26 protein-coding genes are annotated in these 25072 nt (G+C 39.3%); 22 read left to right on the top strand and 4 right to left on the bottom strand.

From position 1 onward, the window contains the following. The first annotated feature begins 4 nt into the window (after positions 1-4). From glgC to rluF, 5 genes are all read left to right on the top strand, one after another. Positions 5-1279 (top strand): glucose-1-phosphate adenylyltransferase, encoded by a 1275-nt coding sequence (glgC, locus tag ACZ5WS_RS16915; protein WP_464712068.1) that lies wholly within the window; start codon positions 5-7, stop codon positions 1277-1279. Positions 1280-1326: 47 nt separating this feature from the next. After that, positions 1327-2859 carry a glycogen synthase gene (locus ACZ5WS_RS16920; RefSeq protein WP_464712069.1) on the top strand — a complete coding sequence of 511 codons (1533 nt, stop codon included), beginning with the start codon at positions 1327-1329 and terminating at the stop codon, positions 2857-2859. Positions 2860-2942: 83 nt separating this feature from the next. Further along, positions 2943-4157: an EAL and HDOD domain-containing protein gene (locus ACZ5WS_RS16925; RefSeq protein WP_138607936.1), complete on the top strand. Its 1215-nt coding sequence runs from the start codon at positions 2943-2945 to the stop codon at positions 4155-4157. Positions 4158-4183: 26 nt separating this feature from the next. Beyond that, entirely contained in the window at positions 4184-5269 is a 1086-nt protein-coding gene (locus tag ACZ5WS_RS16930) for a DUF418 domain-containing protein (RefSeq protein ID WP_464712119.1), read from the top strand. A gap of 43 nt (positions 5270-5312) precedes the next feature. Continuing rightward, positions 5313-6302: a 23S rRNA pseudouridine(2604) synthase RluF gene (rluF, locus tag ACZ5WS_RS16935; protein ID WP_178957165.1), complete on the top strand. Its 990-nt coding sequence runs from the start codon at positions 5313-5315 to the stop codon at positions 6300-6302. A gap of 61 nt (positions 6303-6363) precedes the next feature. Here rluF and ACZ5WS_RS16940 read toward each other — a convergent pair whose 3' ends face one another. Then, positions 6364-9441 carry an efflux RND transporter permease subunit gene (locus ACZ5WS_RS16940; protein ID WP_290168095.1) on the bottom strand — a complete coding sequence of 1026 codons (3078 nt, stop codon included), beginning with the start codon at positions 9439-9441 and terminating at the stop codon, positions 6364-6366. A gap of 2 nt (positions 9442-9443) precedes the next feature. Next, a complete protein-coding gene (locus ACZ5WS_RS16945; protein WP_464712070.1) occupies positions 9444-10526 on the bottom strand; it encodes an efflux RND transporter periplasmic adaptor subunit in 1083 nt (360 codons plus the stop codon). Positions 10527-10648: 122 nt separating this feature from the next. Here ACZ5WS_RS16945 and ACZ5WS_RS16950 point away from each other — a divergent pair, with 122 nt between their 5' ends. Both ACZ5WS_RS16950 and ACZ5WS_RS16955 read left to right on the top strand, forming a co-directional pair. Beyond that, the gene (locus ACZ5WS_RS16950; RefSeq protein ID WP_138607944.1) at positions 10649-11551 is read left to right on the top strand and encodes a LysR family transcriptional regulator; all 903 of its coding nucleotides are present in this window, start codon (positions 10649-10651) and stop codon (positions 11549-11551) included. After that, a complete protein-coding gene (locus ACZ5WS_RS16955; RefSeq protein WP_138607946.1) occupies positions 11541-11846 on the top strand; it encodes an MGMT family protein in 306 nt (101 codons plus the stop codon). Before ACZ5WS_RS16950 ends, ACZ5WS_RS16955 begins: the two co-directional genes overlap by 11 nt. Before the next feature lie 237 nt (positions 11847-12083). Here ACZ5WS_RS16955 and ACZ5WS_RS16960 read toward each other — a convergent pair whose 3' ends face one another. Then, the gene (locus ACZ5WS_RS16960) at positions 12084-12584 is read right to left on the bottom strand and encodes an N-carbamoyl-L-amino acid amidohydrolase (RefSeq protein ID WP_464712071.1); all 501 of its coding nucleotides are present in this window, start codon (positions 12582-12584) and stop codon (positions 12084-12086) included. Between the two features lie 325 nt (positions 12585-12909). Next, positions 12910-13539, bottom strand: a complete 630-nt coding sequence (gene trhA / locus ACZ5WS_RS16965) for a PAQR family membrane homeostasis protein TrhA (RefSeq protein WP_178957161.1) — start codon at positions 13537-13539, stop codon at positions 12910-12912. A gap of 281 nt (positions 13540-13820) precedes the next feature. Here trhA and ACZ5WS_RS16970 point away from each other — a divergent pair, with 281 nt between their 5' ends. The 15 genes from ACZ5WS_RS16970 (at position 13821) to ACZ5WS_RS17040 (ending at position 25065) form a co-directional block, all read left to right on the top strand. Continuing rightward, entirely contained in the window at positions 13821-14099 is a 279-nt protein-coding gene (locus ACZ5WS_RS16970; RefSeq protein ID WP_054201634.1) for a hypothetical protein, read from the top strand. 228 nt (positions 14100-14327) lie between these two features. After that, positions 14328-14906, top strand: coding sequence for an LON peptidase substrate-binding domain-containing protein (locus ACZ5WS_RS16975; protein ID WP_171039629.1), 579 nt, complete (start codon positions 14328-14330; stop codon positions 14904-14906). Between the two features lie 70 nt (positions 14907-14976). Further along, positions 14977-15600, top strand: a complete 624-nt coding sequence (locus ACZ5WS_RS16980; RefSeq protein WP_138607956.1) for a sigma-70 family RNA polymerase sigma factor — start codon at positions 14977-14979, stop codon at positions 15598-15600. Then, on the top strand, positions 15593-16258 hold the full coding sequence (locus tag ACZ5WS_RS16985) for a ChrR family anti-sigma-E factor (RefSeq protein WP_464712072.1): 666 nt from the start codon (positions 15593-15595) through the stop codon (positions 16256-16258). Before ACZ5WS_RS16980 ends, ACZ5WS_RS16985 begins: the two co-directional genes overlap by 8 nt. Before the next feature lie 8 nt (positions 16259-16266). Continuing rightward, positions 16267-17220 (top strand): YbgA family protein, encoded by a 954-nt coding sequence (locus ACZ5WS_RS16990; protein ID WP_036983978.1) that lies wholly within the window; start codon positions 16267-16269, stop codon positions 17218-17220. Beyond that, positions 17220-18614, top strand: a complete 1395-nt coding sequence (phrB, locus tag ACZ5WS_RS16995) for a deoxyribodipyrimidine photo-lyase (protein WP_464712073.1) — start codon at positions 17220-17222, stop codon at positions 18612-18614. Before ACZ5WS_RS16990 ends, phrB begins: the two co-directional genes overlap by 1 nt. A gap of 1 nt (position 18615) precedes the next feature. Then, entirely contained in the window at positions 18616-19044 is a 429-nt protein-coding gene (locus ACZ5WS_RS17000; protein WP_075170211.1) for a nuclear transport factor 2 family protein, read from the top strand. Between the two features lie 2 nt (positions 19045-19046). Continuing rightward, on the top strand, positions 19047-19757 hold the full coding sequence (locus ACZ5WS_RS17005) for an SDR family NAD(P)-dependent oxidoreductase (RefSeq protein ID WP_198522632.1): 711 nt from the start codon (positions 19047-19049) through the stop codon (positions 19755-19757). Further along, positions 19754-21007, top strand: coding sequence for an NAD(P)/FAD-dependent oxidoreductase (locus ACZ5WS_RS17010; RefSeq protein WP_464712074.1), 1254 nt, complete (start codon positions 19754-19756; stop codon positions 21005-21007). Before ACZ5WS_RS17005 ends, ACZ5WS_RS17010 begins: the two co-directional genes overlap by 4 nt. Then, positions 21000-21737, top strand: coding sequence for a DUF1365 domain-containing protein (locus ACZ5WS_RS17015; protein ID WP_464712075.1), 738 nt, complete (start codon positions 21000-21002; stop codon positions 21735-21737). The genes ACZ5WS_RS17010 and ACZ5WS_RS17015 overlap by 8 nt, the downstream gene beginning before the upstream one ends. A gap of 50 nt (positions 21738-21787) precedes the next feature. Then, positions 21788-23050 (top strand): class I SAM-dependent methyltransferase, encoded by a 1263-nt coding sequence (locus tag ACZ5WS_RS17020; protein WP_464712076.1) that lies wholly within the window; start codon positions 21788-21790, stop codon positions 23048-23050. Further along, positions 23028-23528, top strand: a complete 501-nt coding sequence (locus ACZ5WS_RS17025; RefSeq protein WP_464712120.1) for a DUF2878 domain-containing protein — start codon at positions 23028-23030, stop codon at positions 23526-23528. The genes ACZ5WS_RS17020 and ACZ5WS_RS17025 overlap by 23 nt, the downstream gene beginning before the upstream one ends. Positions 23529-23551: 23 nt before the next feature. Beyond that, a complete protein-coding gene (locus ACZ5WS_RS17030) occupies positions 23552-24040 on the top strand; it encodes a chalcone isomerase family protein (RefSeq protein WP_464712077.1) in 489 nt (162 codons plus the stop codon). Position 24041: 1 nt separating this feature from the next. Further along, entirely contained in the window at positions 24042-24584 is a 543-nt protein-coding gene (locus ACZ5WS_RS17035) for a DUF3833 domain-containing protein (protein ID WP_138607970.1), read from the top strand. Between the two features lie 205 nt (positions 24585-24789). Next, complete coding sequence (locus tag ACZ5WS_RS17040; protein ID WP_138607972.1) at positions 24790-25065, top strand: HU family DNA-binding protein; 276 nt, start codon at positions 24790-24792, stop codon at positions 25063-25065. Positions 25066-25072: the final 7 nt, after the last annotated feature.

Consider the following 25072-nt stretch of genomic DNA (forward strand, 5'->3'; position numbering starts at 1 on the left):
TAATATGCCCAGTTATGCAAATCGCTATATAAGTAATTTAACCAGAGACACCTATGCACTCATTCTAGCCGGCGGACGAGGTTCTCGTCTGCATGAGCTAACAGACTGGCGAGCAAAACCAGCCGTTTATTTTGGCGGCAAGCACCGTATTATTGATTTTCCACTATCAAATTGTATTAACTCTGGTGTAAGACGAGTAGGGATTGCAACGCAATATAAATCTCATTCGCTAATACGCCATGTAAATCGTGCATGGGGGCACTTTAAAAAGGAATTAGGCGAGTCGGTTGAGATTTTACCAGCATCACAGCGTAATGGTGATGAATGGTATTGCGGTACTGCCGATGCGGTATTTCAAAATATGGATATTATTCGCCATGAACTACCTAAATATGTAATGATTTTGTCAGGCGACCATGTATATCGTATGGATTACGGCGGTTTGTTAGCAAAGCATGTCGAAAATGGTGCCGATATGACCGTATGCTGTTTAGAAGTCGCGGTTGAAGAAGCAGCAGGCACCTTTGGGGTAATGACCGTTGATCAAGAAAATCGAGTGCGACGATTCGACGAAAAACCAGCTGAACCAAGCTCTGTGCCTGGCAAACCAGGTACGTGTTTAGCGTCAATGGGTAATTACGTCTTCAATACTGAGTTTTTATTTGAGCAATTACAAAAAGATTCACAAACCGAAGGCTCAGGACGTGATTTTGGTCATGACATTATCCCCGCCATTATCGAAGAGCATAATGTGTTTGCTTACCCATTTAGAGATCCTGCACAAGTAGGGCAACCTTATTGGCGCGATGTAGGGACCTTAGATTCATTTTGGGAAGCGAACATGGAGTTGGTTATGCCTGAGCCTCAATTGGATTTGTACGACCCTACTTGGCCAATTTGGACATACCAAGAGCAGCTTCCTCCTGCTAAGTTTATTTTTGATGATGACGATCGTCGGGGTATGGCTGTTGATTCAACCGTATCCGGTGGCTGTATTATTTCAGGCTCAATAGTGAGAAAGTCATTACTGTTTTCTAATGTACATATTCGCTCATATTGTACTATTGAAGAGTCGGTTATTTTACCCGGTGTTATAGTTAACCGTGGGTGTAAAATAAAACGTGCCATTATTGATAGAAGCTGTGAGATCCCCCCGGGGTTAGAAATTGGTTATAATCGTAAAACCGACGAAGCCAATGGTTTTAGAGTATCTAAAAAGGGAATTGTTTTGGTAACCCGCGAGATGCTGACAAAGTTAGACACTAAGTTAAATCAATAATTAAATAGCAAGGCGAAAGCCTTGCAGCTAACTATAAGAGTAAATAAATGCATGTATTAATGGTTGCCGCAGAAAATGATGCGTTACCTAGTGCCAAAGTCGGTGGTGTTGCCGATGTCATACGTGACGTACCTAAAGCGTTAGCAACACAGGGACTAACGATTGATGTGGCTATTCCTGATTATGGTTTTGAATTGGGTGAGCGCCGTTTTATTGGTGAAGTAAACGTTGCGTTCAATTCAGCCTCTCACGTTTTATCGCTGTTTGAAATTCCACAAACGCAAAATGCAGTGAGGCAAATAGTAATAAGCCACCCTTTGTTCAGCCAATCACATAGTGTGTATTGCAACGATGATGACAATCGTCCATTTGCTACTGATGCGAGTAAGTTTGCACTGTTTAATGCCGCGATTTGTGAAGCGCTTTTACAAGGGGTATTAAAACAACCAAACACGTTACATTTACACGACTGGCACAGTGCTTGTGTGGCAGTGTTACTAAAATTTGAGCCTCGCTATCGTAAACTTGCTAAGCTGCGCTTGGTGTACACTGTTCATAACTTAGCCTTACAAGGTATTCGCCCTTTTAAAGACGATGACTCTAGCTTAGAAGCGTGGTTTCCCTCATTAAGTTATGATGGTCAATTGCTTTGTGATCCTCGTTACCCTCATTGTTTTAACCCCATGCGCAGTGCTATTAATTTAGCCGATAAAGTACATGTGGTTTCACCCAGTTATAGCCAAGAAGTGCAGATAGCGAGTAACAATGCAGGCGGTTTTTTTGGTGGTGAAGGACTCGAGCGTGACTTACAACAAGCGGCTGAGCAGGGCAAGCTGATTGGGATACTCAACGGCTGTGATTACACAACTCAACACCCGAAGCAGGCAACGCTTAGCGAGCTTTTAGAGCAGATAGAAGCTACGCTTTTTAGTTGGATGGCAAAAAACGTACACTTAGACAGCAGCCACTATATTGCTCACCAACGTGTTTTACAATTTATGGCATCAGAGCTGCAAGGGCCTTTAGTGACCAGTGTAGGGCGGCTCACCGAGCAAAAAGTATTGCTGCTGTGCCAGCCACACAACAATAGTTTAACTATTGATGAGGTATGCAAGGTTATAAACCAATATAATGGTCGCTTGATTGTATTGGGCTCGGGCGATAAAAAACTAGAACAATTATTTACCACTGCGATGGCACGAAATAGCAATTTATTGTTTTTAAAAGGTTATGGCCAAGGTGTTGGTGATTTAATGTATCAACTAGGGGACTTATTTTTAATGCCTAGCTCTTTTGAGCCGTGTGGCATTAGCCAAATGCTGGCAATGCGAGCAGGTCAGCCTTGTCTTGTGCACAGTGTTGGCGGCTTAAAAGATACAGTTGAGCATAATGTGACTGGTTTTAGTTTTATTGGTGATACCTTATCGGCTCAGGCAGAGGCACTGTTGCATAGTTTATCTGAGGCCTTGAATGTAAATCACGCTAATCCTAAGCAATGGCAAGCAATAAAAAATAGCGCTAAGCATGCGCGCTTTGGCTGGGATGACGTCATAACTGATTATATTACATACTTATATTAAAAAATTTATTAAAGTTCAGTGACATCCGATCCTATTTACGCTTTAATTACTTAGTCTGGTGAAAATATAATAAAGTAGGTAATGTGTCGGTATTTGTTGCAAGGCAAGCAATTCTCAATCGAAATCAAAACGTAGTAGCTTATGAACTACTTTTTCGCAATAGTTCTGAGAACTGCTTTCCTGGTGTATCTGATGGTCAAGCTACAGCAAGGCTTATCATGGAAAACCAGCTAAACTTAGGTACCCGCCATATTACATCGGGTAAAAAAGCGCTGATCAATATTGGTCCTGAGTCCTTAAAGCTTGATTTATGTGATTTCTTACCCTGTAAAGATGTGGTTATTGAATTACTCGAAACCATAGAACCCACCGACGATACTTACGAGCTATGTCGCAAGTTATTCCATAGCAACTATAAGTTAGCCCTAGATGATTTTGTTTACTCACCACAGTGGGAGCGCTTTTTAAAACTGGTCAACTTAATTAAATTTGATATTCGACTTACTCCTCTTGCCGAAATCCCTCTGGTAGTTAATAAACTTAAAAAATATAAAAATATTAAGCTATTAGCTGAAAAAATAGAAACCGATGAAGAGTATAAATTAGCTCGTCAAATGGGGTTTGATTATTTCCAAGGTTATTATTTTGCGCGTCCAGTAATGATAGAGCAAAAAGATATTCATTATAATTATGGGCTGGTCATTGCCATTTACTCAGAAGTAATGAAACCAGACCCTGACATTAAAGTGATCACTGGTTTATTTGAGCTTGATGCGGCACTGGCTTATAAGCTACTGCGTTTATTAAATAGTGGTATATTTCCGCTGCAAAGCCAAATATCATCATTAAAACAAGCGCTGGTATATTTAGGTCAAGCGCGTTTAAAAAAGTTTGTGAGCCTAATTGTTACAGCACACACAGTGCGTGATAAGCCGATAGAGCTTATGCAAATGTGTGTTATTCGCGCTCGCTTTTGTGAATTAATAGCCAGTAAAGTCGCCAAACAAGTACAAGGTGAGGCATTTTTAACTGGGCTGTTTTCTCTTCTTGATGCTATTTTAGATAAGCCAATGGACTTGTTGGTTGATAAACTGCCATTCCCAGATGAAATTAAAGCGGCACTAACCGGCGAGAAAAATGATTTATATTATATCCTTGAAACGGTAAAAGCTTACGAAACGGGAAGCTGGTGGGCGCTTGAGAAAGCGGTATCACTCATTAATTTAGACAGTGCTTTTTTACCAAAATTATACAAACAAGCTGTAAAATGGGCCGATAGCTATAAAGATAATATTTAAAGGGATAGGGTTTGCGCAATTATAATATGGACTTTATAAGGGGCATAGCAGTACTTGGACTGGTATTTATTAACTGCTATTCCTTCGCAATTTTTGAACTCAATTACACTCCACTCAGCACACCTCCAACTAGCGATAATTTTTTACACACCTTAAGCCTTATATTTGTTGAAGGGCGGTTTCGCACATTATTTACGTTGTTATTTGGTGCTGGTCTTTATATTCAGTTTCAGCGTCAGCAATGTATTCAGCCATTAAAAAAACGCCTATATTGGCTTATTGTGTTTGGCTTAATACATGGGTTGTTACTGTGGGCGGGTGACATTTTGTTTTTATATGGGGTGTCAGGATTACTGGTATTACGCTATTTAGATTCCACGGATGAAGAGCTTAAAAACAAAGCGGTCTTTTTTACTTTTATTGCTTTACTCGCCACAGCACTGTTCATGCTAGGGCTTGATGAGGAACCACTCTATAGGGATTCTCCCGAGTTTTACCAGATATATAATAGTTATTACCAAAGTATTGGTGCTCATTTTAGCCAAAATATAACAATGAACATTTATATGTTGCTAACAGTGCCTATTTTATTACTGTGGGCAAGTGCTGGCTTTATGCTAATGGGTATTGTTGCTTACAAATGTAATGTGTTCAGTGATGGATTTAACAGATCGGGGCTAATTAAGTTAGTTGTATTAAGTGTGTTACTGACTAGCTTACGATTAGTGTTAACACCATATGATCAAGGTATTGGCTACGCGTTACAAGAGCCTGTTAATGAATTAGCTGCCTTATGCGTGGCGCTACTTTATATTCATTTAATTGTTAAACTATGCAACAACAGCGCGCAAATAGGGGAGCTTATCCAACAGGTAGGGCGGTTAGCGTTTACTTTATACATAAGCCAAACCATTATGCAGTTATTATTGTTTAAAGTGTTTTTCCCGCAATGGGCGCTTAGTTTTAACCGCATTGATTATTGGCTTGTCGCTATTTGCTTAGTAGTTGTACAGCTTATATTTACTGCACTCTACTGTCGTTATTTTAAGCAAGGACCCCTTGAATACCTATGGCGTAAATTAGCGCAAATTAAGCGCGAAAAAATAGCTTGAGTAGTTTAAACTATGCGCCTTTATATTTAAGAAGATTTGCCATATGACAGACTTAAAGCGTTTAAATAAATTTATTAGTGAGACAGGGTTTTGCTCACGCCGCGAAGCCGATAAATATATTGAGCAAGGTCGTGTTACTGTTAATGGCGAATTACCTGAAATGGGTGTTAAAGTTGCGCAGGACGATGTGGTATTGGTAGATGGTAAGCCACTAAAAGCGCCACCAAAACGAGTCTACATTGCTTATAACAAACCAGTGGGTATTACTTGTACCACAGAACGAAAAATTCAAAGTAATATTGTAAAAGCGGTTAATTACCCTGACCGTATTTTTCCTATAGGTCGTTTAGATAGGCCTTCAGAAGGATTGATTTTTTTAACCAATGAAGGCGACATCGTTAATAAAATCCTTCGTGCCGGAAATAATCATGAAAAAGAATACGTGGTTACCGTAGATAAACCACTTAATCGTCAGTTTGTGAATAAAATGGCGAACGGTATTCCAATTTTAGATACTGTGACCAAAAAATGTAAAGTGACGCAAACAGGTGCTCAGCAATTCACTATTATTTTGACTCAAGGTTTAAATCGTCAAATTCGTCGTATGTGTGAATACCTCGGTTACGAGGTTATTACACTTAAGCGTGTGCGTATTATGAATGTAACCCTTAAAGGGTTAAAAGTAGGGCAGTGGCGGCATTTAAGCGAAGCAGAAATGGCGGTTATTAACGATTCGATTGCTGATTCAGGGAAAACGCAAGAGCATTCGCTGTATGACGATAGTACATCGAATAATAACGTTGGGCTAACCACAAGCAACCAAGCAAAATCAGTGCATAAGCGTGAGTATCAAGGTGACAAGCCTCGAGGTACAAAGAACAGCGAACAACATAAGCAAGCCAACAAAAGCAGTCGTAATACGCCTTATCAGAAACGTTCAACCACCTATGTTGGTAAATCAAATGCCAACAAAGCCAATTCCGCATCAGGAACTAAAGCGAAGAGCAGTGGCACGTTAAGCTTAAAAAAGTAATTAAGTTGGTATAAACCAAGCAAATAAAAAACGCAGCCTAGGCTGCGTTTTTTATTAATTATTAAGACTGTTTAGGGTAGTCAATTCTAAATACCATAGTGTATAAAACCGGCACCACAATTAGAGTAAGTATGGTGGCAAAGCCTAAGCCAAACATTATAGTGACCGCCATCGACTGAAAGAATACGTCAAACAATAATGGGATCATACCAAGTATTGTGGTGATAGCGGCCATAGCAACAGGGCGGACGCGGCTTACACCTGAATCAAACACTGCTTGATAGGGTGATTTACCCTCGCTAAGCTCTAAGTTTATTTGATCGACCAATACAATACCGTTTTTAATTAACATACCACTTAAGCTTAATAACCCAAGTAGTCCCATAAAGCTAAACGGTGCATTCATTGCTAATAAACCGGCACTTACACCAATAATTGCCAAAGGCACTGTAGCCCAAATTACAATAGGTTGTTTTAAAGAGTTGAAAAGTAAAACAGTAATAGCAAACATAGCTAAATAGCCAAGGGGTAAAGAGCCGAATATTGCTTTTTGAGCCTTACTAGATGATTCATATTCTCCGCCCCATTCTAAAGAGTAGCCATGAGGTAACTTGATAGATTCAATAGGGCCTCGTACTCTAGCAAACAATTTAGCGGCTGTTTCGTCGCCCAATACATTTTGATCGGCCATTATCGTAATTGTTCGCTTTCTATCGCGACGCATTATTAGGCTATCTTCCCATTCAACTATAAACTCATCAACGACTTGTGTTACCGGTACAAACACACCTAAAACAGGGCTGTATATTTGTAAGTCATGGACGCTGTCTACATTAAGGCGCTCACTCGCAGGTGATCGGGCAATAATAGGTAAAAGCTGGGTTCCATCACGATATACACCGACTTGTTTACCCGAAAGGCTTGTAAGCAGCACATCATCCAGGTCTGATTTACTGATTCCTAAACGTCGCGCTTTTTGCTCGTTAAACTGTGGGCGAATCATTTTAGTACGCGCACGCCAATCATTTCGAATATTAAACGCACCATCGTCTTGCGCCATAAGCTTTTCCGCTTCAGCTGCAAGTTTTCTAAGAATAACAGGATCTGGACCGGTAAAACGCGCTTCAATTTTTGCATCAGTTGAAGGGCCAATTTCCATTGGCTTTATTTTTAGCTCTGCAGATAGCGCTGAGTTTTGTGAATAATCACGTACTTTTTGCATGACTACCGCAACAGCTTCACGGTCTTTTACTCTTATAATAAGTTGTCCATAAGACGAGTAAGACTTTTGAGGTGCATAAGTAAGCATAAAGCGCGGCGCACCTTGGCCTGTTGTGCTGGTTACTTCTTCAACAAGTTCTTCTTTTTGCAAATAGCGTTCAAGTTTCTTTATACCATCTATTGTTGCGCGTATATCTGAGCCTTGTTGTTGCCAGTAATCTACGTAAAACATAGGTGTGTTAGAGGCCGGAAAAAACGACTGCTTAACCGAGCCAAAACCAACGACAGCGCTGCAAAGTAATACTACCATGAGGATCATTGTTGATTTACGATAATGCATTGCTAAATCTAAGAGTGTTTTATAACCTGTAAAAATAAATCCTTTATATGGATCGTTATCTGAATCGTCTTCGGTATCTTTTGCTTTTTTAAACTCATTTTCTGAAAACATTAGATTTGCAAAAAATGGCGTTAAGGTAATAGCGGTTATCCAGCTGAGTAACAAGGATATAAATAACACCCAAAATAAGCTGCCGGCAAACTCACCCGTTGCATCAGAACTCAAACCAATTGGTGCAAACGCAGTTATACCTATAATGGTTGCACCTAATAATGGCCACTTGGTCTGCTCTACAATATTTATAGCGGCTTTGAGTTTGGTTTGACCCCGTTTTAAGTTAATTAAAATACCTTCAGTCACCACAATAGCGTTATCTACTAACATACCAAGCGCGATGATCAGTGCACCTAATGATATACGTTGCAAGTCTATGGCGAACAACTTCATAAAAATAAAGGTGCCTAAAACAGTTAGTAATAAAATACCACCAATTAAAATGCCACTTTTAATGCCCATAAAAATAAGCAAAACAACAATGACGATTGCAATAGCTTCTAGCAAGCTTATAATAAATCCGTCAACTGAGGTCTCTACTTCTTTTGGTTGGTTATAGACAGCATTAACGTCAATACCATGGGGACGCTGGTACTCAAGTTCTGCTAAATGAGCATCTATACGTTTACCCACGTCAACCACATTAACGCCATTCATAAACGACACACCAATTAATAGTGCTTGCTCAGAATTGTATCTAATAACATTTGTAGGTACTTCAGCGTATTCTCTAAATACCTCAGCAACATCACCTAAGTAAATAAGCTCGCTGGCACCTGGTTTAGAAATTAGTAGTGTTTCAAGTTCTTTAACATCTTTAAATTCGCCAGTAGGGTGAAAACGAATTGATTCGTCGCCCACTCTTATTTTTCCTGCGTTAGATACCGTGTTTTGAGATTGTAACAAAGCAAATATATGGCTAGGTGCTATACCAAGTTGGGCTAATTTACGGGTAGATATTTCTACCATTACTTGCGGCTGTTGTTCACCTGCAATAGTAACTTTACTCACCCCTTTAACTAATACCAATTCACGTTTTAAATAATCGGTGTAGTCTTTTAGCTCATCGTAAGAATAGCCGTCACCAATAACTGAATATAAAACACCATATACATCGCCAAAGTCATCTAAAATGGTGCTTGGGTATACGCCACTGGGTAGCGATGGCGAAAGGTCATTAATTTTACGACGCATTTCATCCCAAATTTGGCGAAGTTGTTCTTTTCGATAGGTGCTCTTCATCTCTACGGCTATTTGAGATTTGCCATTTGACGAAATAGACGTGACATGATCAACATATGGCAATTGTTGAATTGCATTTTCTAGAGGAAACGTAACTTCTTCTTCAACCTGTTGCGGCGAAGCACCAGGGTACATGGTAATAACCATAGCCTGCTTTAGAGTAAACTCAGGGTCCTCTAGTTGGCCTAAATCAAAATAAGATACACTTCCGCCAATTAAAAGAAGTAGTGCAAACATCCAACTAATTACTTTTTTTTCTATGGAAAGTTGTGCAAAGCTCATAATTATAAGCCTCGCTCTTTATTCCATGGGCGAACTTTCATGCCTTCTTCTATTGAGTGCACACCAGCAGACACCACAACTTGGCCTTCTTTTATGCCGCTAAGTACTTCTATGCCATCGTGGTGTAATTGGCCAACTTCAACAGCTTGCTTATGAACTTGACCCGTTTGCTCATCGTAAAGCCAAACATAGGCATTATTGTTAATCGCTTTTTGGGGATCAGAAAAAACCGACTCAATAGGCAATATGGTATAAGCAACCTGCGAGCGAGTTACTTTACTTAAATCAATTAAAACACGGCCAGTCATACCGGCTAGCAAGTTAAAATCATCAGGAACTGGTAACGAAAATACAACTTTATAGGTCAGTGTTGCAGGGTCGGCTTGGGTGTCCCACTCTTTAATGTCGAGGGTGTATTCTTTATCTTCAAAACCATCAAATTTAACTGTTGGATGGTAATCAGTGCCTTTTTTAAAACGCGCCACTATTTTTTCAGGAACCTGAATTTCTACGTCCATCAAATCGCGAGTTTCTAGGCGTAAAATATTTTGCTTTGCCTGAATGTTTTCAAAGTTTTTTACAAATACCTTTGCAACGGTACCGGCAAATGGCGCACGCAACTCGCTGTATTCGAGGTTGGTTTCAGCGATTTTAAAAGCCGATTCGGCAATTTGCATATTTGCTAAAGCTTGGTCTAACTCAGATTGGCTAGTGATTTTCTTTTCAAATAGCTGTTCTATTCTGCTCAATTGCGACTTTGCCAACTCATAACGTGCCTTTCGTTCATCAAACTGCAGTTGAAAATCTTCAGGGTCTAATTTTGCTAATAAATCCCCTTTTTCAACATGTTCGCCAGCAAGAACCGGAAACTCTATAAGTTCACCGTTTACTCTAAATGCAAGGTACGATCCCTGGTTTGCAACTACCTCAGCCGGAAAACTACGAATATTAATTTGTGAGTCGTGACCTATACTGAAAAGTTTAACAGGGCGAATAGGCTCTTCTTTAACCTGTTGTTCTGGTTCAGAACAAGCGATTAAGCTAAGTAAGGTCGTCGTTAATAAACATAGACGAAAGAGTTTCATGTTGTCTCCGTTGCAATATTGGCAAATTAATTAAGTGCAGAATACGCTGCAAACATATAAAATAAAATTCATTAAATCTTACAGACTTAATAAGTTTTATTTATGATGTTTTTAGGTACAATATGAAGCTGAATCAATTAGTAATTTTAGATGCCATAGTACAAAGCGAAAGCTTGAGCGGGGCTGCTCAAAAGCTTCATAAAACGCAGCCTGCGTTAACGCTAGCGATTAAAAACTTAGAATCGCAAATAGGGTTTGAACTTTTAGACAGAACTAAATATAGGTTACAACTTACTGAAAAAGGGCGCATCTTCCATCGTGAAGCGCAACAGCTACTGCATGCAAATGACGAGCTTGCAAAACTGGCGGAAGAGCTCTCATTAGGTAATGAGCCGCAATATAAAATTTGTTATGAGCAGCTTTGCCATAAGCAAAGTTACAACCAGATCATAAGTAATACTTTTAAACAGTTTACCAGCACCGAGTTTTGTATTAGTAGCGGCAAACGATTTGTATCGTTAGAGCAAGTAAATAATGGACAAGCAGAGCTAGGCATTGGTCCGTGGTTTGATTTATTTCATGCCACTGGCGATTTAGAAAGTTTGCCCATAGGTAAGCTCGATATTGGGATAGTAAGCGCAAAAGGGGTTTTACCAAAACAGCTCACTTATAATCAACTACAAAACTACCCCTGCTTAGCGATGTTTGAAAGCGATTTAAGTATAGACAGTGAAAGGCTTTCATATTCTAAAGGGTCAGCAATGATGAAAATAGACGATGTAGCTACCTTAAAATCATTTTTACTCTCAGGGGCTGGTTGGGCAATGATGAGCTTAGATCATTGCAGACCTGAAATAAAAGCAGGTTTATTACAAGAAATCATTATTACCGACCGTGAGCATAAATTTAGCGCACAAATAAGAGCGTTTAGGCAACACGCTATTCACCATGGTCCAGTGGCGCGTACTGTATGGAACCAATTTAAACAATTAAGCAAGGCATACGCTAATAAAAATGGATATTGATAAACACACTGTAATTTATACTATTATAGCGAGTATACCCAAAGGTTGTGTTGCCAGTTATGGCCAAGTAGCTGCCCTTGCGGGTTATCCTAATAATGCTAGGTTGGTAGGTCGTTTATTAAAAGAGATGCCAAAAGGTTCGACGATCCCTTGGCATCGAGTGGTTAATAGCCAAGGTAAAATATCATTTCCCGAAGGAAGTGATAAATACCAAGAACAACGACAAAAACTGTTATTAGAAGGTGTTAATTTTAAGAATAATAAAGTGAATATGCGCGAGTGTAGATGGGAGTGATATCACCACTCTCGTCAGATAAGTGCCCGTGTAGGTTGGACAAGTGGCGGAGCCACGCCATCCGACAAAAGTAAAATATCTTGCCAATAACTCTCAATATTTTATGTTGTCGAGTGGCTAGAGAGTGCCAATTGCAGACAGTGGTAACGCCCGCAGCAACCGCAGCTTTGTAGTGGAGCCGCAGGCGCAACGGGAAAGCTGTCGGATTGCCTGCGATTGTTAGGGCGTGACTTAGCGCTACCCACCTTTAATTGCCGCTCCGACAAATACACCAACCAATGAGGACAACACGCCGATGACCACCGGCACCCACCATCGAAGCTCCTTACGACGAACAACTGCTTGAGTTTGTAGCTTCACTGCTACATCTATTAATGCAAGGATTTGTTCCGAGGACAGAGGCAAACGGGAGATATGAGACCTATTGTCTTTCGGCAATGCCTTGAATTGCTCTACCGTAATTACTTCTTCAGTCTGTGTGTTATAGACTCTAGGTTGAGCGCGCCGAACGACTAGTGACTGAAAATCGTCATCGCCTATACCGGCCCGAAAAAATTCGGGATGCTCATTAAAAATGGATTGCCAGTCATTCGCGCTCTTTGGCTTTTCGTCGAGCAAATTAGCCCATGACTCTACCTTGCGTCCCGAATACCTATATGTACCCATTACCTGAATTGCAGCGATTACATCAGCAAGCCTATGTTGATGAGCAAGGTAAGGGGATTGTTTCTCAATCATGACTTGTCCTGTTGTGAGCCCTAACAATTTAATAGTGCGCTCATCGCGCATATTTCTGCCGACTTAACGCTCATTTATCTATTTTATATAGTTTTAACAAATTATTTAAGGCATTACTATCACTAAGTTTTCTAAATTTTTTAGGTAAAGTTAAATGGACCAATATGCGCACAGCGCTCATTTTCATGAATATATGCGCAAGAGCAGTTTAACTAATCTATTAACGACAATATTTAGTCAATCTCAATGACCGTTTCTCGCTGTGTGTTGCATCGAATGGTTGAACTCACAGCTCAAACCAGACTAATCTATATGGCTAACCAGCCTAATAAACATAATTACTGATCGATATATAATGGCTAACGCATCCGCCAATAACAAAGAGGTGCCAAATAGCATGGCTATATTGAGTGCTTTTTGCACTGTAAAAAATAGTACCTACACTATAAAATAAGCCGCCAGCTAATAGCCAATAAAGTGCATTGATAGGCACGTTTAAATAAAGCGGATACACAATGGCTAATGCAAACCATCCCATTAATAAATAAGTAGCCAGTGATACTTTTTTATTGCCATTTTTAACCAATAGCTTATAAGCGATGCCTGCAAACGCTACTGTCCAAATAAAGACTAAGGTAGCCCAAGACCAGAGCCCAGATAACGACAGCAACAAAAAGGGCGTGTAGGTGCCTGCAATCAGTAAATAGATGGCGCAATGATCACATTTTTTGTAAAACGCTCTCAATCTTGGGCGCACACTGGCGTGATAAAGCGTTGAAGATAAAAATAAAATAAACAAGCTACTGCCGTATATCAGAGTACTGGCATAGCTTTTCACACTATTAGTTTGTTTAACTAAATCCCAAAAAACAAAAGCAGCAAATACAATGCCTAAGGCATGACTAATAACATTTAACAGCTCTTCTTTTTTAGAATAGGGAGCTTCAAAAGACATAACAGATCCTACCACTTTGCGAATGAATTTTAGTGTACATGTGTACGCTGAAATTTTCAAATACGAAACAAAGTCATTAATTTACTGAACATTAACAAACACACTATTATTTGGTTTTATTTTAAAATTCATTGGTCAAATTTACTAACCTAGATTTTGTGGATTTCTTTTTAATTTATTTATTTCATTTTAAAACAATGGTTTATAAAGTTTTTCCATTGTGGCATAGCCCTTGATTGTAACTAAGCGTACTAACCAATAAACAAACAAGGAATACTATTATGAATACTTCAATCAACATCACAATCGCAAGCTTACTTGTATTAGGTTCAACTAACGTTAACGCTACAGAAGTCGATTTAAATATTACAGATATGCTAACTAACACTGTGTCTACTTATGTGTCACAGGCAAGCAATGAACTTGAAAAGTCAGTAAAAGAAGCCGTTTCTTTTGATGCACAGGTTATTCTTGACAGCTTACTTGAAAGTAATCCTGTGGTTGATAATAGCAACATGGACGAAAAACAACGTGTAGTTAAAGCACAACCAAAGCAATAAAAAGGGAATAAGAGTAATGAACAGTGAGTTCGAATTATTAGCCTTAATGTTGGCACCTGTGGCAAGTATACTGAGTGTTTATTACTTGGTTTACATGATAAAAAATGTGGGAATGAGGTTTAATTAGCGGATGCATTTGCACTGTGAAGCAATCGATGTAACTAAAGCTGATCGACTTGAATAAAGCGCACGTAAATAAAGGCAGAGTGTTTGAAAGAAGTAGACTTTATGAAACGTGCGATTTTCCCATTACCTATATTTATATTACCTGAAGGCTATACGCGATTACGTATATTTGAGCCTCGTTATTTAACGATGGTAAAAAACGCATTAAAAACCAATAGCGGTTTTGTTTTATGTACCTTTGAGCATGACACCCCGTTAAACATAAGCGCCCAAGGCTGTTTAATGGATGTTATTGACTTTGATCAAGACGAAAGTGGTATGCTATTAATTGATGTATTTGCATCTAAGAGTGTGCAAATAGATAACGTGTATCAAGATGAGCAGGAACTTCGCCATGGTGATGTATCCGCTTGCAACACACCTTATTGGTACAACAAAGACAACCACGAAATTGGTCAGCACCACTTTTTACAAGTGACACTAGAAGAAGTCTTTGCGAATAACCCCGATTTGCAATCGCTTTACAAAACCACCAAGTTTAATAAACTCACGTGGATTGTTGCACGATGGCTTGAATTACTTCCCATTTCTATAGAGAAAAAACAACAACTTGCATTTGAGACTAACTTTGATAACTTGCTTAGTTTCCTCCATACTGTGATTAATAACGAATTTGCCTAAAATAATTATGATCCGCTTGTAACCATTGCTCGTAATGGTATTCACTAAAGCAATAACGGGACATTTTACTATGGTAAGTCAACAACAATCACTAAGTTGTGAACCTAACACAGGTAAGTACACTGCCATGCCAGAAACACCAAGTACGGAACTCAGGGAAGCATTAGTTAATGTAGCTCAATCTCGCGATAAAAAATCTTTCGCGTACTTGTTTGAATATTTTGCACCTAAGATTAAGCGCTTCGGCATAAAGCAGTTTGGTGTTGAAGCCCAAGCAATGGAATTAGTTCAAGAAACCCTCACTTCCGTATGGCGTAAAGCCCACTTATACAATAGTGAAAAGGGTGCAGCTACTACTTGGGTCTATACCGTAATGCGTAACGCCTCTTTTGACATGCTTCGTAAAATGAAAAGTAACAAAGAAGAAAATATTAGCGAAGACATTTGGCCGTTATTGAATGAATCTGAAGATACAGATCATGAATACAGCGACCACCTTGAAGACCAACAAATTAAACGTTATTTAGATAAACTGCCTCAAGCGCAAAGAGAAGTGGTGCGCGGCGTTTATTTTCAAGATATGTCGCAAGAGCAGTTAGCTCAACAATTAAACATTCCAGTAGGCACGGTAAAATCACGATTACGTTTAGCCTTGCAGAAATTACGTAATGAAATGGGAGATCAGCATGATTAAACATCACCCGAGTGAAACACTACTGACACAATACTGTGCAGCAACACTTCCAGCATCGCTTAGCCTTGCCGTATCAATACACGTTGATATGTGCCCAGTGTGCCAAGCTAAAGTTGAAAAACTTGAAGCGGCTAATGCGCGAGCAGTTTTTAGTGACAATATGGATGTGGCAACTGATGAGCAAGCCGATGATGTAATTGAATCAAGTTTACTTGATATGATCACTGCCGATGACTCGATTGATGAAGTATATTCTGTTGAACCAGTTAGTATTAATGTTAATGAGCATTATTACAGCTTGCCGAGAGCTTTAACACGGATCTCGCATGGTAAATTTACCCAAGTAGGTAAGCTTGCGCGTTCTCGAATTGCCCTTGATGATGGCCATTTACGTTCAAGCTTGTTACATATAGACGCTGGTGGAGAAATTCCGGAGCACACACATACCGGTTTTGAGGTTACTTTACTGCTTGATGGTGAATTTACAGACGAAGAGGGCAGTTATGTTCCTGGTGACTTTATTTGGCAAGATGGCCGTCATCAACACACCCCCCTAACAAAAGAGGGATGTTTGTGCTTTACTGTTGTTAGTAGTGCGCTACATTTCAATAAAGGACTTAGCAAGTTACTTAATCCAATTGGTGGCTTGATTTATTAAGAGAATCTATGCAAACAGATACAATAAAAATAGGTATTAGCGCCTGCTTGGCAGGCGAAAAGGTAAGATTTGACAGTGGCCATAAAAAATCAAATTTTTGTATGGAAGAGCTGGCCAAGCATGTTGAATATAAAATGTATTGCCCAGAGGTTGCGGTAGGTTTACCAATACCTCGACCAACTATTCGTCAAGTAAAAACAGGCGATACAATCAAAGTGTGTCGTCCGGATGGCACGGGAGATGTTGGCCCACAGCTCACAGAGTACGGTAAGAAAATAGCTACAGAACAAGCAGGGCATCTAAGCGGATTCGTTTTTTGTGCTAAGAGCCCAAGCTGTGGCATGGAGCGGGTAAAAATCTACAATGAAGCAGGAACCGGTAACACTTCTGAAGGCGTTGGTTTCTTTGCTGAACAAATTATGAAACATAACCCATTACTGCCTTGCGAAGAAAATGGACGTTTAAACGATGTTCATTTGCGCGAGAACTTTGTAATGCGTGTTTATACATTACATAACTGGCAACAGTTAGTGAAAGAGCCCGTTACTGTGCATCGTTTGACCCAGTTCCATGCTCAATACAAATATTTGTTAATGGCTCATAATTATCAAGCGTATCGTGATTTAGGCAATCTACTCGGAACGTTTGTTGGTGACGATGTTAATGCTTTGGCCGACGAGTATATTCTGGGCTTAATGACAGCGCTTAAACGTCCTGCTTCAAGAAAAAATAATTCAAATACGCTAATGCATTTACAAGGATACTTCAAAAAAGATTTATCAAAAATCGAAAAGGAAGAAATGCGAGATGCAATTGATGAGTATCGCCAAGGGTTGGTGCCGCTTTATGTACCGTTAACATTACTTAAACACCATTTGAAAGTTCATCCAAATGAGTATTTAAGTAAGCAAATTTACTTTAACCCTTATCCCAATGAACTTAAGCTACGTTACGGTTTGTAATGAATACACTATTTTGGTTTAGGCGCGATTTGCGCCTTTTTTCTAATGAGGCGCTTATTGAAGCGCTAAATAATGGTGCTAAACACGCCATTTTTTTTGTGTGCGAAAAACAATGGACACAGCATAATACTGCTGCCATTCAAATTGACTTACTTAAACGCAGGGTGAGTTATATTCGCGAAAAACTTGCCAAATATGGCGTAAATTTGTATGTAATAGACGCCCCTTTTTTTGCTGATTGCCAAACTAAACTTCTCGATTTTTGTCAGCAACACGATATTAAACACATAATAGCCAATACTGAGTATGAGCTAAATGAATTTAATAGAGACAAAGCGATTCAGGCACAGTGCGACCAACAGCAAATAACATTTACTTTATACGAGGGTGATATCATTGCTCCCGTAGGTAGTGTACGCACTCAAAATAATGAAATGTATAAAGTATTTACACCGTTTAAACGCGCATGGTTAAAGCAGTATCAAGATACACACTTTAGTTTATTACCGTGGCCGTTATCTGAAGAGCCGATAGAAATCGAACAGTGTGAGTTACTAAGTGGTGATGAAAGCTCAATAAAATGGCCTGTTGACGATGATACTTTATCAACCGTAGTCGATAATTTTATTCACGATAAATTAGCAAGCTATGATGACGTACGAGACATACCCAGTGTAAAAGGAACATCGGGCTTAAGCCCCTATTTAGCACTAGGGGTTGTTAGTAGTAAACAATTAATGGTTAATATACAACAACATTACCCCGATATACTGACCACCTCAAAAAGTAAAACGTTTACCTGGGTTAACGAACTGATCTGGCGTGAATTTTACAAACATCTAATTGCTGAATTCCCAAAACTTTCACGCGGTGCCAATTTTAACGAAAAGTACGATAGTGTGAGTTGGCGTGACAGTGACGCTGAGTTTAAGCAATGGTGCGAAGGCCGTACAGGCTATCCACTTGTTGATGCCGCCATGCAACAGCTATTGCAAACAGGCTGGATGCATAATCGTTTAAGAATGGTGGTTGCGAGTTTTTTAACTAAGCACCTACTGATTGATTGGCGCAAAGGCGAGCAGTTTTTTATGCAGCATCTGATTGATGGCGATTTAGCCTCAAATAATGGCGGCTGGCAATGGGCTGCAAGTACCGGCTGTGATGCTCAACCCTACTTTAGAGTATTCAATCCCATCACCCAAAGTGAACGCTTTGATCCAAATGGTGATTTTATTCGTAAATATCTGCCTGAATTACAAAAAGTGCCAGATAAACACATTCATTTCCCACATACTTACTTAGCAGCAACGGGACAAAGTGAACACTGTTACTGGCCAGCAATAGTTGATCATAAAGCGGCACGAGCGAGGGCTTTAGCTGCATTTAAGGTGTGATATGGATAACCAATTATCAGTCGATAAATTTGTAGAAATATATCAAAAGCTTGATAAAGATAACCTAGAGTTATTAACTGAAATTTACGCTCAAAACATTCACTTTATAGATCCGCTGCACGAAATTAATGGCCTTGAAGATTTAAGGCGTTATTTTTGTGGTTTATATAGTAATGTTAAGTATTGTCGATTTGACATAACTGATTCATTTACCAGTGATAATAACGCATTTGTATACTGGACAATGCATTATTCTCACCCAAAACTTAACGCAGGCAATACAATTTCAGTGCAAGGGCACAGTAAACTAGTATTTGAAGGTGCGAAAATTATTAAACACCGCGATTACTTTAATGCTGGAGAGCTTTTGTATAAGCATATTCCATTACTGGGCAACATTATTAATTTTATTGATAAAAGGGCTGGTTAATTATGATTACGCTTATTACAGGTGCAACATCAGGTATAGGTGAACAACTCGCGATAAAGTATGCAGAGAAGGGCGATACAGTCATTGCCTGTGGACGAAATACGCAAAAGCTCGCTGAACTTGCTAAGCATAACAACATAGAAACCTGCCAGTTTGATGCAACCAACTTGCAAGATATAAAAGCTGCCACTCTCGGCTACCCGCAATTTGACCGCGTTATTCTTAACGCCGGTAATTGCGAGTATGTTGATGATGCACGCAATTTTGATAGCGCCCTCTTTGAGCGTGTTATTAATGTTAACTTACTTTCTATGGGGTATTGCTTAGAAGCACTTTTACCCAAAATAACATCAGGCGGCCAATTAGTGATGGTTAGTTCGAGTGTTACTTATTTACCATTACCGCGTTCAGAAGCGTATGGCGCATCAAAAGCGGGCGTAAGCTATTTAGCTAAAACCCTTGCGGTTGATTTAAACGACGTTGATGTAACACTAGTCCATCCTGGTTTTGTAAAAACACCGCTTACAGACAAAAATGATTTCCCTATGCCTATGGCTGTTAGTGCTGAAAAAGCGGCTGACTATATAATCAAAGGCGTAAAAAAACGCCGTAAAGAAGTCCATTTTCCGTATCGTTTCACACTTATATTAAAAGCACTGCGAATATTGCCACTTTCGCTTTGGCTTAAAATTGCAAAAGGATTAACCCGTTGAAAAAAATAGCAATAATTGGGACTGGTGTATCAGGTTTAACTTGCGGACACCTATTGCATAGGCATTATGATGTCACACTATTTGAAAAGAATGATTATATTGGTGGCCATACTGCCACAGTTGATGTAAATCACAGCGGTATTAACTACGCAGTTGATACCGGTTTTATCGTATTTAACGATAGAACATACCCTTACTTTGAAAAGCTGCTTGAACGTATTGGTGTAAAACGTAAACCGACCCAAATGAGCTTTAGCGTTCATAATGAAGCCACAGGTTTTGAGTACAATGGGCATACATTCACTAGTTTGTTTGCTCAGCGCAGAAATATAGTTAGACCTAAGTTTTGGCGTCTATTGTACGATATTGTGCGTTTTAACAAACTCTGTAAGGCCTTGTATGAAAAAGGCCAATACACTGAGCAATCACTTGGTGAGTTGCTACAACAACATCGCTTTAATGACTTCTTTAAATACCACTACATTTTGCCAATGGGTGCGGCTATTTGGTCGACAAGCATTAAAGAAATGGAAAACGTGGGCGTAGAGTTTTTTGTAAAATTCTTTTTTAACCATGGTTTATTAGACATTACTAACCGCCCGCAATGGTATGTCATTCCAGGTGGCTCTCGTGAATACATTAAACCGTTGATTGCTGGTTTTGCTGATAAAATACAGTTAAACACTGACATTAAATCGGTAACCAGAGACGAGCAAGGAGCCACCATTACATTTGCTGATGGTCAGCAAGCCCTGTTTGATAAAGTTATTTTTGCGTGTCACTCAGATCAAGCGTTATCGTTACTCGCTGATGCCTGCGAGCAAGAAAATAAGGTGTTGGGCGCTATCCCATACACTGAAAACTCGGTGGTACTGCATACTGATGTATCATTATTACCAGATAGGAAAGCAGCGTGGGCGAGCTGGAATTATTTATTAAACAATAATACCGACAAAGCCGCTGTTGTTACTTATCAAATGAATATACTGCAAGGGATAGAGTCTGATACCCAGTTTTGTGTCACTTTAAATCACCTAGAAGGGATCAATCAAAGCAAGATTTTACGTGAGTTTACTTATCACCATCCTGTGTTCAATCAACAATCTATTGCTGCTCAACAGCTGAAAAATACGGTTGACGGTCAAAACAATACTTATTTTTGTGGGGCTTATTGGTACAACGGCTTTCATGAGGATGGTGTGCGCAGTGCCGTCGATGTTGCAAAACAACTTGGAGTAGAGTTTGACTAATGCAGTGTATTTAGGCGATGTAAAGCATCGCCGTTTTGCTGTAAAACACCATGCGTTTAATTACCCACTTTATATGCTGTGGGTTGATTTAAATAATACTCACTCGCTCAATGGCGTCCATAAGCAGCTTGGGACTTCAGGTTTTAAAGCATTAAAGTTTGAGCAATCTGATTATTTACAAGGGTTACCAGGTAGCCAACATCAGCCAATTATAGAGCGTGCTCATGCGCAGCTATCCCAGCTGGGCGTAGATGAAAAATTTAGTCATGTATACCTGCTAGGACAATTACGCTGTTTGGGCATTTATTTTAGTCCAGTTAACTTTTATTTTTTTGGTCATCAAGATAATGAATTTAGTTACATGGTGGCTGAGGTGAGTAATACTCCATGGAATGAGCGACATTACTACTTGGTTCCATTACAAAAAAAAGTGAACTTTAAGAAAGTATTTTCCGTATCACCTTTTATGAATTTGGATATGAACTATCATTGGACTGTGCGACAAAAGAAAGACAATATACTGATACGTATAGAAAATAAGCGCGATGAAGAACTACTTTTTGATGCTTCATTAAGGTTACAGCGCCAACCCTTGTGCAATAAACAAATGAGCAAGCTGTTGAAGCGCTTTCCTGCGATGACATGGTCTATTTTCAGAGGTATTTACTATCAGGCATTTAAGTTGTTTGTTAAAAAAGTCCCATTTTTAGGTCACTCAGGCAAACTTTAAAATTTAATTTATGTTGTTTTACAAGTAATAACAATAATATAGGTAAGTATATGGAAAAGGTATCGAGCTTACGCGTTCAGGAACGCACTAGTTGGTTTACTAATTTTTATAAAAAGTTAGTGTTTAAAGCGTTCTCGTCAATTGAAACGGGTCAGATAGTGCTAGTTGAGAACAATCAACAGTCTGTATTTGGGGATGTGTCTTCAGAGCTAAAAGTAACGGTAACCGTTAACGATAATGCCATGTACAAAGCGTTTGCTCTTTCTGGAAGTGTCGGGGCGGGCGAGTCTTACATTTTAGGGCAGTGGCAATGTGACAATTTAACTCGCCTAATCGAAATTTTTGCGATTAACCAAGATCAATTAGATGCATTTGAAAAGAAATTCGCGTTTTTTAGCAATATCGCTCACCGTATAAAACACATAAAAAACAAAAACTCACACGCTGGTTCAAAAAAGAATATTGTTGCTCACTATGACTTAGGAAATGATTTATACGAGTCTTTTTTAAGCAAAGAAATGCTTTATTCGAGTGCAGTATATCCAACTAAAGATGCTACCTTAGAGCAAGCCCAGCAATACAAACTACAACGTATATGCGAACAGGTTGAGCTTCAACAAGGTGATACAGTTATTGAAATTGGTACAGGGTGGGGGGCGTTTGCAATTTATGCTGCAACTCATTACGACTGTCATGTAACGACCACAACTATTTCTGACGAACAACACGACTATGTTGCTAACAAGGTTAAAGAGCTTGGGCTTGAAAGCAAAATCACATTGCTCAAGCAAGACTATCGCTTATTGACTGGCAAATACGATAAGTTAGTCTCAATTGAGATGATAGAAGCCGTTGGGCATGAATACTTACCCAGCTTCTTCACTAAGTGCGGTGAGTTATTGAAGGATAATGGTGCTATGCTTATTCAAGCAATTACGATTAGCGATCAGCGTTATCAACATTACTTAAAAAATTCAGACTTTATACAACAGTATATCTTCCCTGGTGGGTGTTTGCCTTCGCTTAATGAAATGAGTGAACAAATTAAAAATAACACCGATATGAATATACACACTATCAATGATATTGGTGCTCACTATGCCCGCACTCTTGCAGATTGGCGTGAGCGTTTTATTGCCAGCTGGCCAAAGCTTGATAGTAATAAGTTTGATGACCGTTTCTATCGCTTATGGCTATTTTACCTTGCCTATTGTGAGGGGGCATTCAGAACCCGAGCAACTAGTACCGTGCATTTAATGGCACGCAAACCACGCTTCACGAGTAGTAATGATGAGATTGCACTCGCTTATTAATTTTGTGCTGTTTCAGGTAGTGTGGTTTATGTGCCTGCTACTTGAACAGGGCTCATTAGTTTTTTCTGCTGTAGTCATAGCGTTGATGTTTTACTTATCAGCACAAAAAAAACAAGACGCTTTACTGGTTTTAAAAGCCCTGCCATTGGCTCTATTGTGTGAATTTATTGCGGTTCAGTTAGGGCTATTTGAGTTTAAAGTTCAACCGTTCCCATTTTGGCTGGTGTTTTTATGGATTGCACTAGTGCTGTGTATTAACACTTCAATGTCGTTTCTAACTAAGCTTAAACTGTGGCAAGCATTTTGTGTGTGTTTGTTATTCGCGCCAGGCAGTTATTGGGCCGGCTCGCGATTTGAGGTATTAGAGTTAGGAATGCCACTGTGGCAATTTTGGCCACTTTACGGTGCTTTATGGGCTGCAACATTCACCCTTATTTTATTTATAAACGGTAAAATAGGCGAGTTTGTTAAGCAATAACACAATACTGCTTGGAGATAAGGATGAAAACGCTTCTAAATATACTCATGGTTCATGTTTTATTTAGCCCTTTTGCTTACGCTGATACCCAATTTAACAAGGTAGGCGAAGCGCGGATGGAGTATCTTTTTTGGGATGTTTATGATGCAACACTTTACACACCTTCTGGCACTTACACAGCAAAGCAAGCTCCTGTTAAATTCACCTTAACTTATTTGCGTGACTTTGACGCTAAAGACATTGTGAAAGCGACTAATGAACAGTGGCAGCACTTAGGTAAACCCCAACTTTCAGAGCGCTATGCAGATAAGTTACTATCCATATGGCCAAATATTAAAAAAGGTGAATCGTTAACTCTACTGACTGATCAGCAAGGGTACAGTACTTTTTTTCACAATGAGAACCAAATAGGTCGTATTAACGATGCCACATTTGCTGAGGATTTCTTAGCTATCTGGTTAAGTGAAAACACGTCAGAACCAACAATTAGAAATCAACTACTAGGGATTTAATATGATTAACCTAAAACGCGTTAAAGTTGCCATGGTATTGGCTGTTAGTTTTTTTATTGTCAGCTGTTCAGCCCCAAGTGTTGAACATTATAAGGGTTCAGAGCCAAATTTCGATTTTAAGACTTTTTTCAGTGGCGATTTAAAAGCCTATGGCGTTGTACAAGATTTTAAAGGTGAATTAACCCGCAAGCTTGTTGTTGACTTAAAGGCTACTTGGAACGGTAATCAGGGCACTATTGAAGAAGACTTTATTTACGATGATGGTGAGACACAAAAACGCATCTGGAAAATTACCTTAAACGACGATAACACCTTAACAGGAACAGCCTCTGATGTTTTAGGAATAGCTACCGGTGAGAGTGACGGCAGTGTGTTTCACTGGAATTACAATGTCGAGATCCCTTACGATGGCAGCACATTGGAAGTAAACTTTGACGATTGGATGTACCTAGTAACAAGTACGCGTTTAATAAATCGTACTTCTATCGTCAAGTTTGGTGTTGAAGTCGGCGAAGTAACATTAGTGATAGAAAAGGTACAGTGAGCCATTAAAGTGCAAAGCTGCACTAATAGTGTGCCTAAATTAAGCTTTTGTTAACCCAACTCTCTGTATTTTACAGTTAATTTATTTATTTTTACTAATTTTTTAGTATTTTAGATAAAAAACGTAATTTGCTGTTGCTAACTCTTCGAAAATGCATAAAGATAGGATTTGCAAAGGCAAAATAATAACGAATAGGAATCTAATAATGAACAAAGCTCAACTAGTTGAAAAAATCTCTACTGACGCAGAAATCTCTAAAGCAGCCGCAGCACGTGCACTTGAGGCATTTACAGGCGCTGTAACTTCTTCATTAAAAGAAGGTAACTCTGTTGCGTTAGTTGGTTTTGGTACTTTTTCAGTTAAAGAACGTGCTGCTCGCACAGGTCGTAATCCACAAACGGGTGCAGAAATCCAAATTTCAGCTGCGACTATCCCAAGTTTTAAACCAGGTAAAGGTCTTAAAGATCAAGTAAATCCATAATTTGAGA

It is taken from the genome of Pseudoalteromonas sp. 11L1 (genome assembly GCF_055397545.1).

Excerpts from the sequence above, each read along its gene's own strand:
- ACZ5WS_RS17000 (WP_075170211.1), top strand. The coding sequence starts at position 18,616 with ATGGATAACCAATTATCAGTCGATAAATTTGTAGAAATATATCAAAAG.
- ACZ5WS_RS17005 (WP_198522632.1), top strand. The coding sequence starts at position 19,047 with ATGATTACGCTTATTACAGGTGCAACATCAGGTATAGGTGAACAACTC.
- glgC (WP_464712068.1), top strand. The coding sequence starts at position 5 with ATGCCCAGTTATGCAAATCGCTATATAAGTAATTTAACCAGAGACACC.
- phrB (WP_464712073.1), top strand. The coding sequence starts at position 17,220 with ATGAATACACTATTTTGGTTTAGGCGCGATTTGCGCCTTTTTTCTAAT.
- ACZ5WS_RS16950 (WP_138607944.1), top strand. The coding sequence starts at position 10,649 with ATGAAGCTGAATCAATTAGTAATTTTAGATGCCATAGTACAAAGCGAA.
- ACZ5WS_RS16920 (WP_464712069.1), top strand. The coding sequence starts at position 1,327 with ATGCATGTATTAATGGTTGCCGCAGAAAATGATGCGTTACCTAGTGCC.
- ACZ5WS_RS16970 (WP_054201634.1), top strand. The coding sequence starts at position 13,821 with ATGAATACTTCAATCAACATCACAATCGCAAGCTTACTTGTATTAGGT.
- ACZ5WS_RS16985 (WP_464712072.1), top strand. The coding sequence starts at position 15,593 with ATGATTAAACATCACCCGAGTGAAACACTACTGACACAATACTGTGCA.
- ACZ5WS_RS16975 (WP_171039629.1), top strand. The coding sequence starts at position 14,328 with ATGAAACGTGCGATTTTCCCATTACCTATATTTATATTACCTGAAGGC.
- ACZ5WS_RS17025 (WP_464712120.1), top strand. The coding sequence starts at position 23,028 with ATGAGATTGCACTCGCTTATTAATTTTGTGCTGTTTCAGGTAGTGTGG.
- ACZ5WS_RS16960 (WP_464712071.1), bottom strand. The coding sequence starts at position 12,584 with ATGATTGAGAAACAATCCCCTTACCTTGCTCATCAACATAGGCTTGCT.
- trhA (WP_178957161.1), bottom strand. The coding sequence starts at position 13,539 with ATGTCTTTTGAAGCTCCCTATTCTAAAAAAGAAGAGCTGTTAAATGTT.
- ACZ5WS_RS17020 (WP_464712076.1), top strand. The coding sequence starts at position 21,788 with ATGGAAAAGGTATCGAGCTTACGCGTTCAGGAACGCACTAGTTGGTTT.
- ACZ5WS_RS17035 (WP_138607970.1), top strand. The coding sequence starts at position 24,042 with ATGATTAACCTAAAACGCGTTAAAGTTGCCATGGTATTGGCTGTTAGT.
- ACZ5WS_RS16980 (WP_138607956.1), top strand. The coding sequence starts at position 14,977 with ATGGTAAGTCAACAACAATCACTAAGTTGTGAACCTAACACAGGTAAG.
- ACZ5WS_RS17040 (WP_138607972.1), top strand. The coding sequence starts at position 24,790 with ATGAACAAAGCTCAACTAGTTGAAAAAATCTCTACTGACGCAGAAATC.
- ACZ5WS_RS16955 (WP_138607946.1), top strand. The coding sequence starts at position 11,541 with ATGGATATTGATAAACACACTGTAATTTATACTATTATAGCGAGTATA.
- ACZ5WS_RS16945 (WP_464712070.1), bottom strand. The coding sequence starts at position 10,526 with ATGAAACTCTTTCGTCTATGTTTATTAACGACGACCTTACTTAGCTTA.
- ACZ5WS_RS16990 (WP_036983978.1), top strand. The coding sequence starts at position 16,267 with ATGCAAACAGATACAATAAAAATAGGTATTAGCGCCTGCTTGGCAGGC.
- ACZ5WS_RS17030 (WP_464712077.1), top strand. The coding sequence starts at position 23,552 with ATGAAAACGCTTCTAAATATACTCATGGTTCATGTTTTATTTAGCCCT.
- rluF (WP_178957165.1), top strand. The coding sequence starts at position 5,313 with ATGACAGACTTAAAGCGTTTAAATAAATTTATTAGTGAGACAGGGTTT.
- ACZ5WS_RS16930 (WP_464712119.1), top strand. The coding sequence starts at position 4,184 with ATGGACTTTATAAGGGGCATAGCAGTACTTGGACTGGTATTTATTAAC.
- ACZ5WS_RS16940 (WP_290168095.1), bottom strand. The coding sequence starts at position 9,441 with ATGAGCTTTGCACAACTTTCCATAGAAAAAAAAGTAATTAGTTGGATG.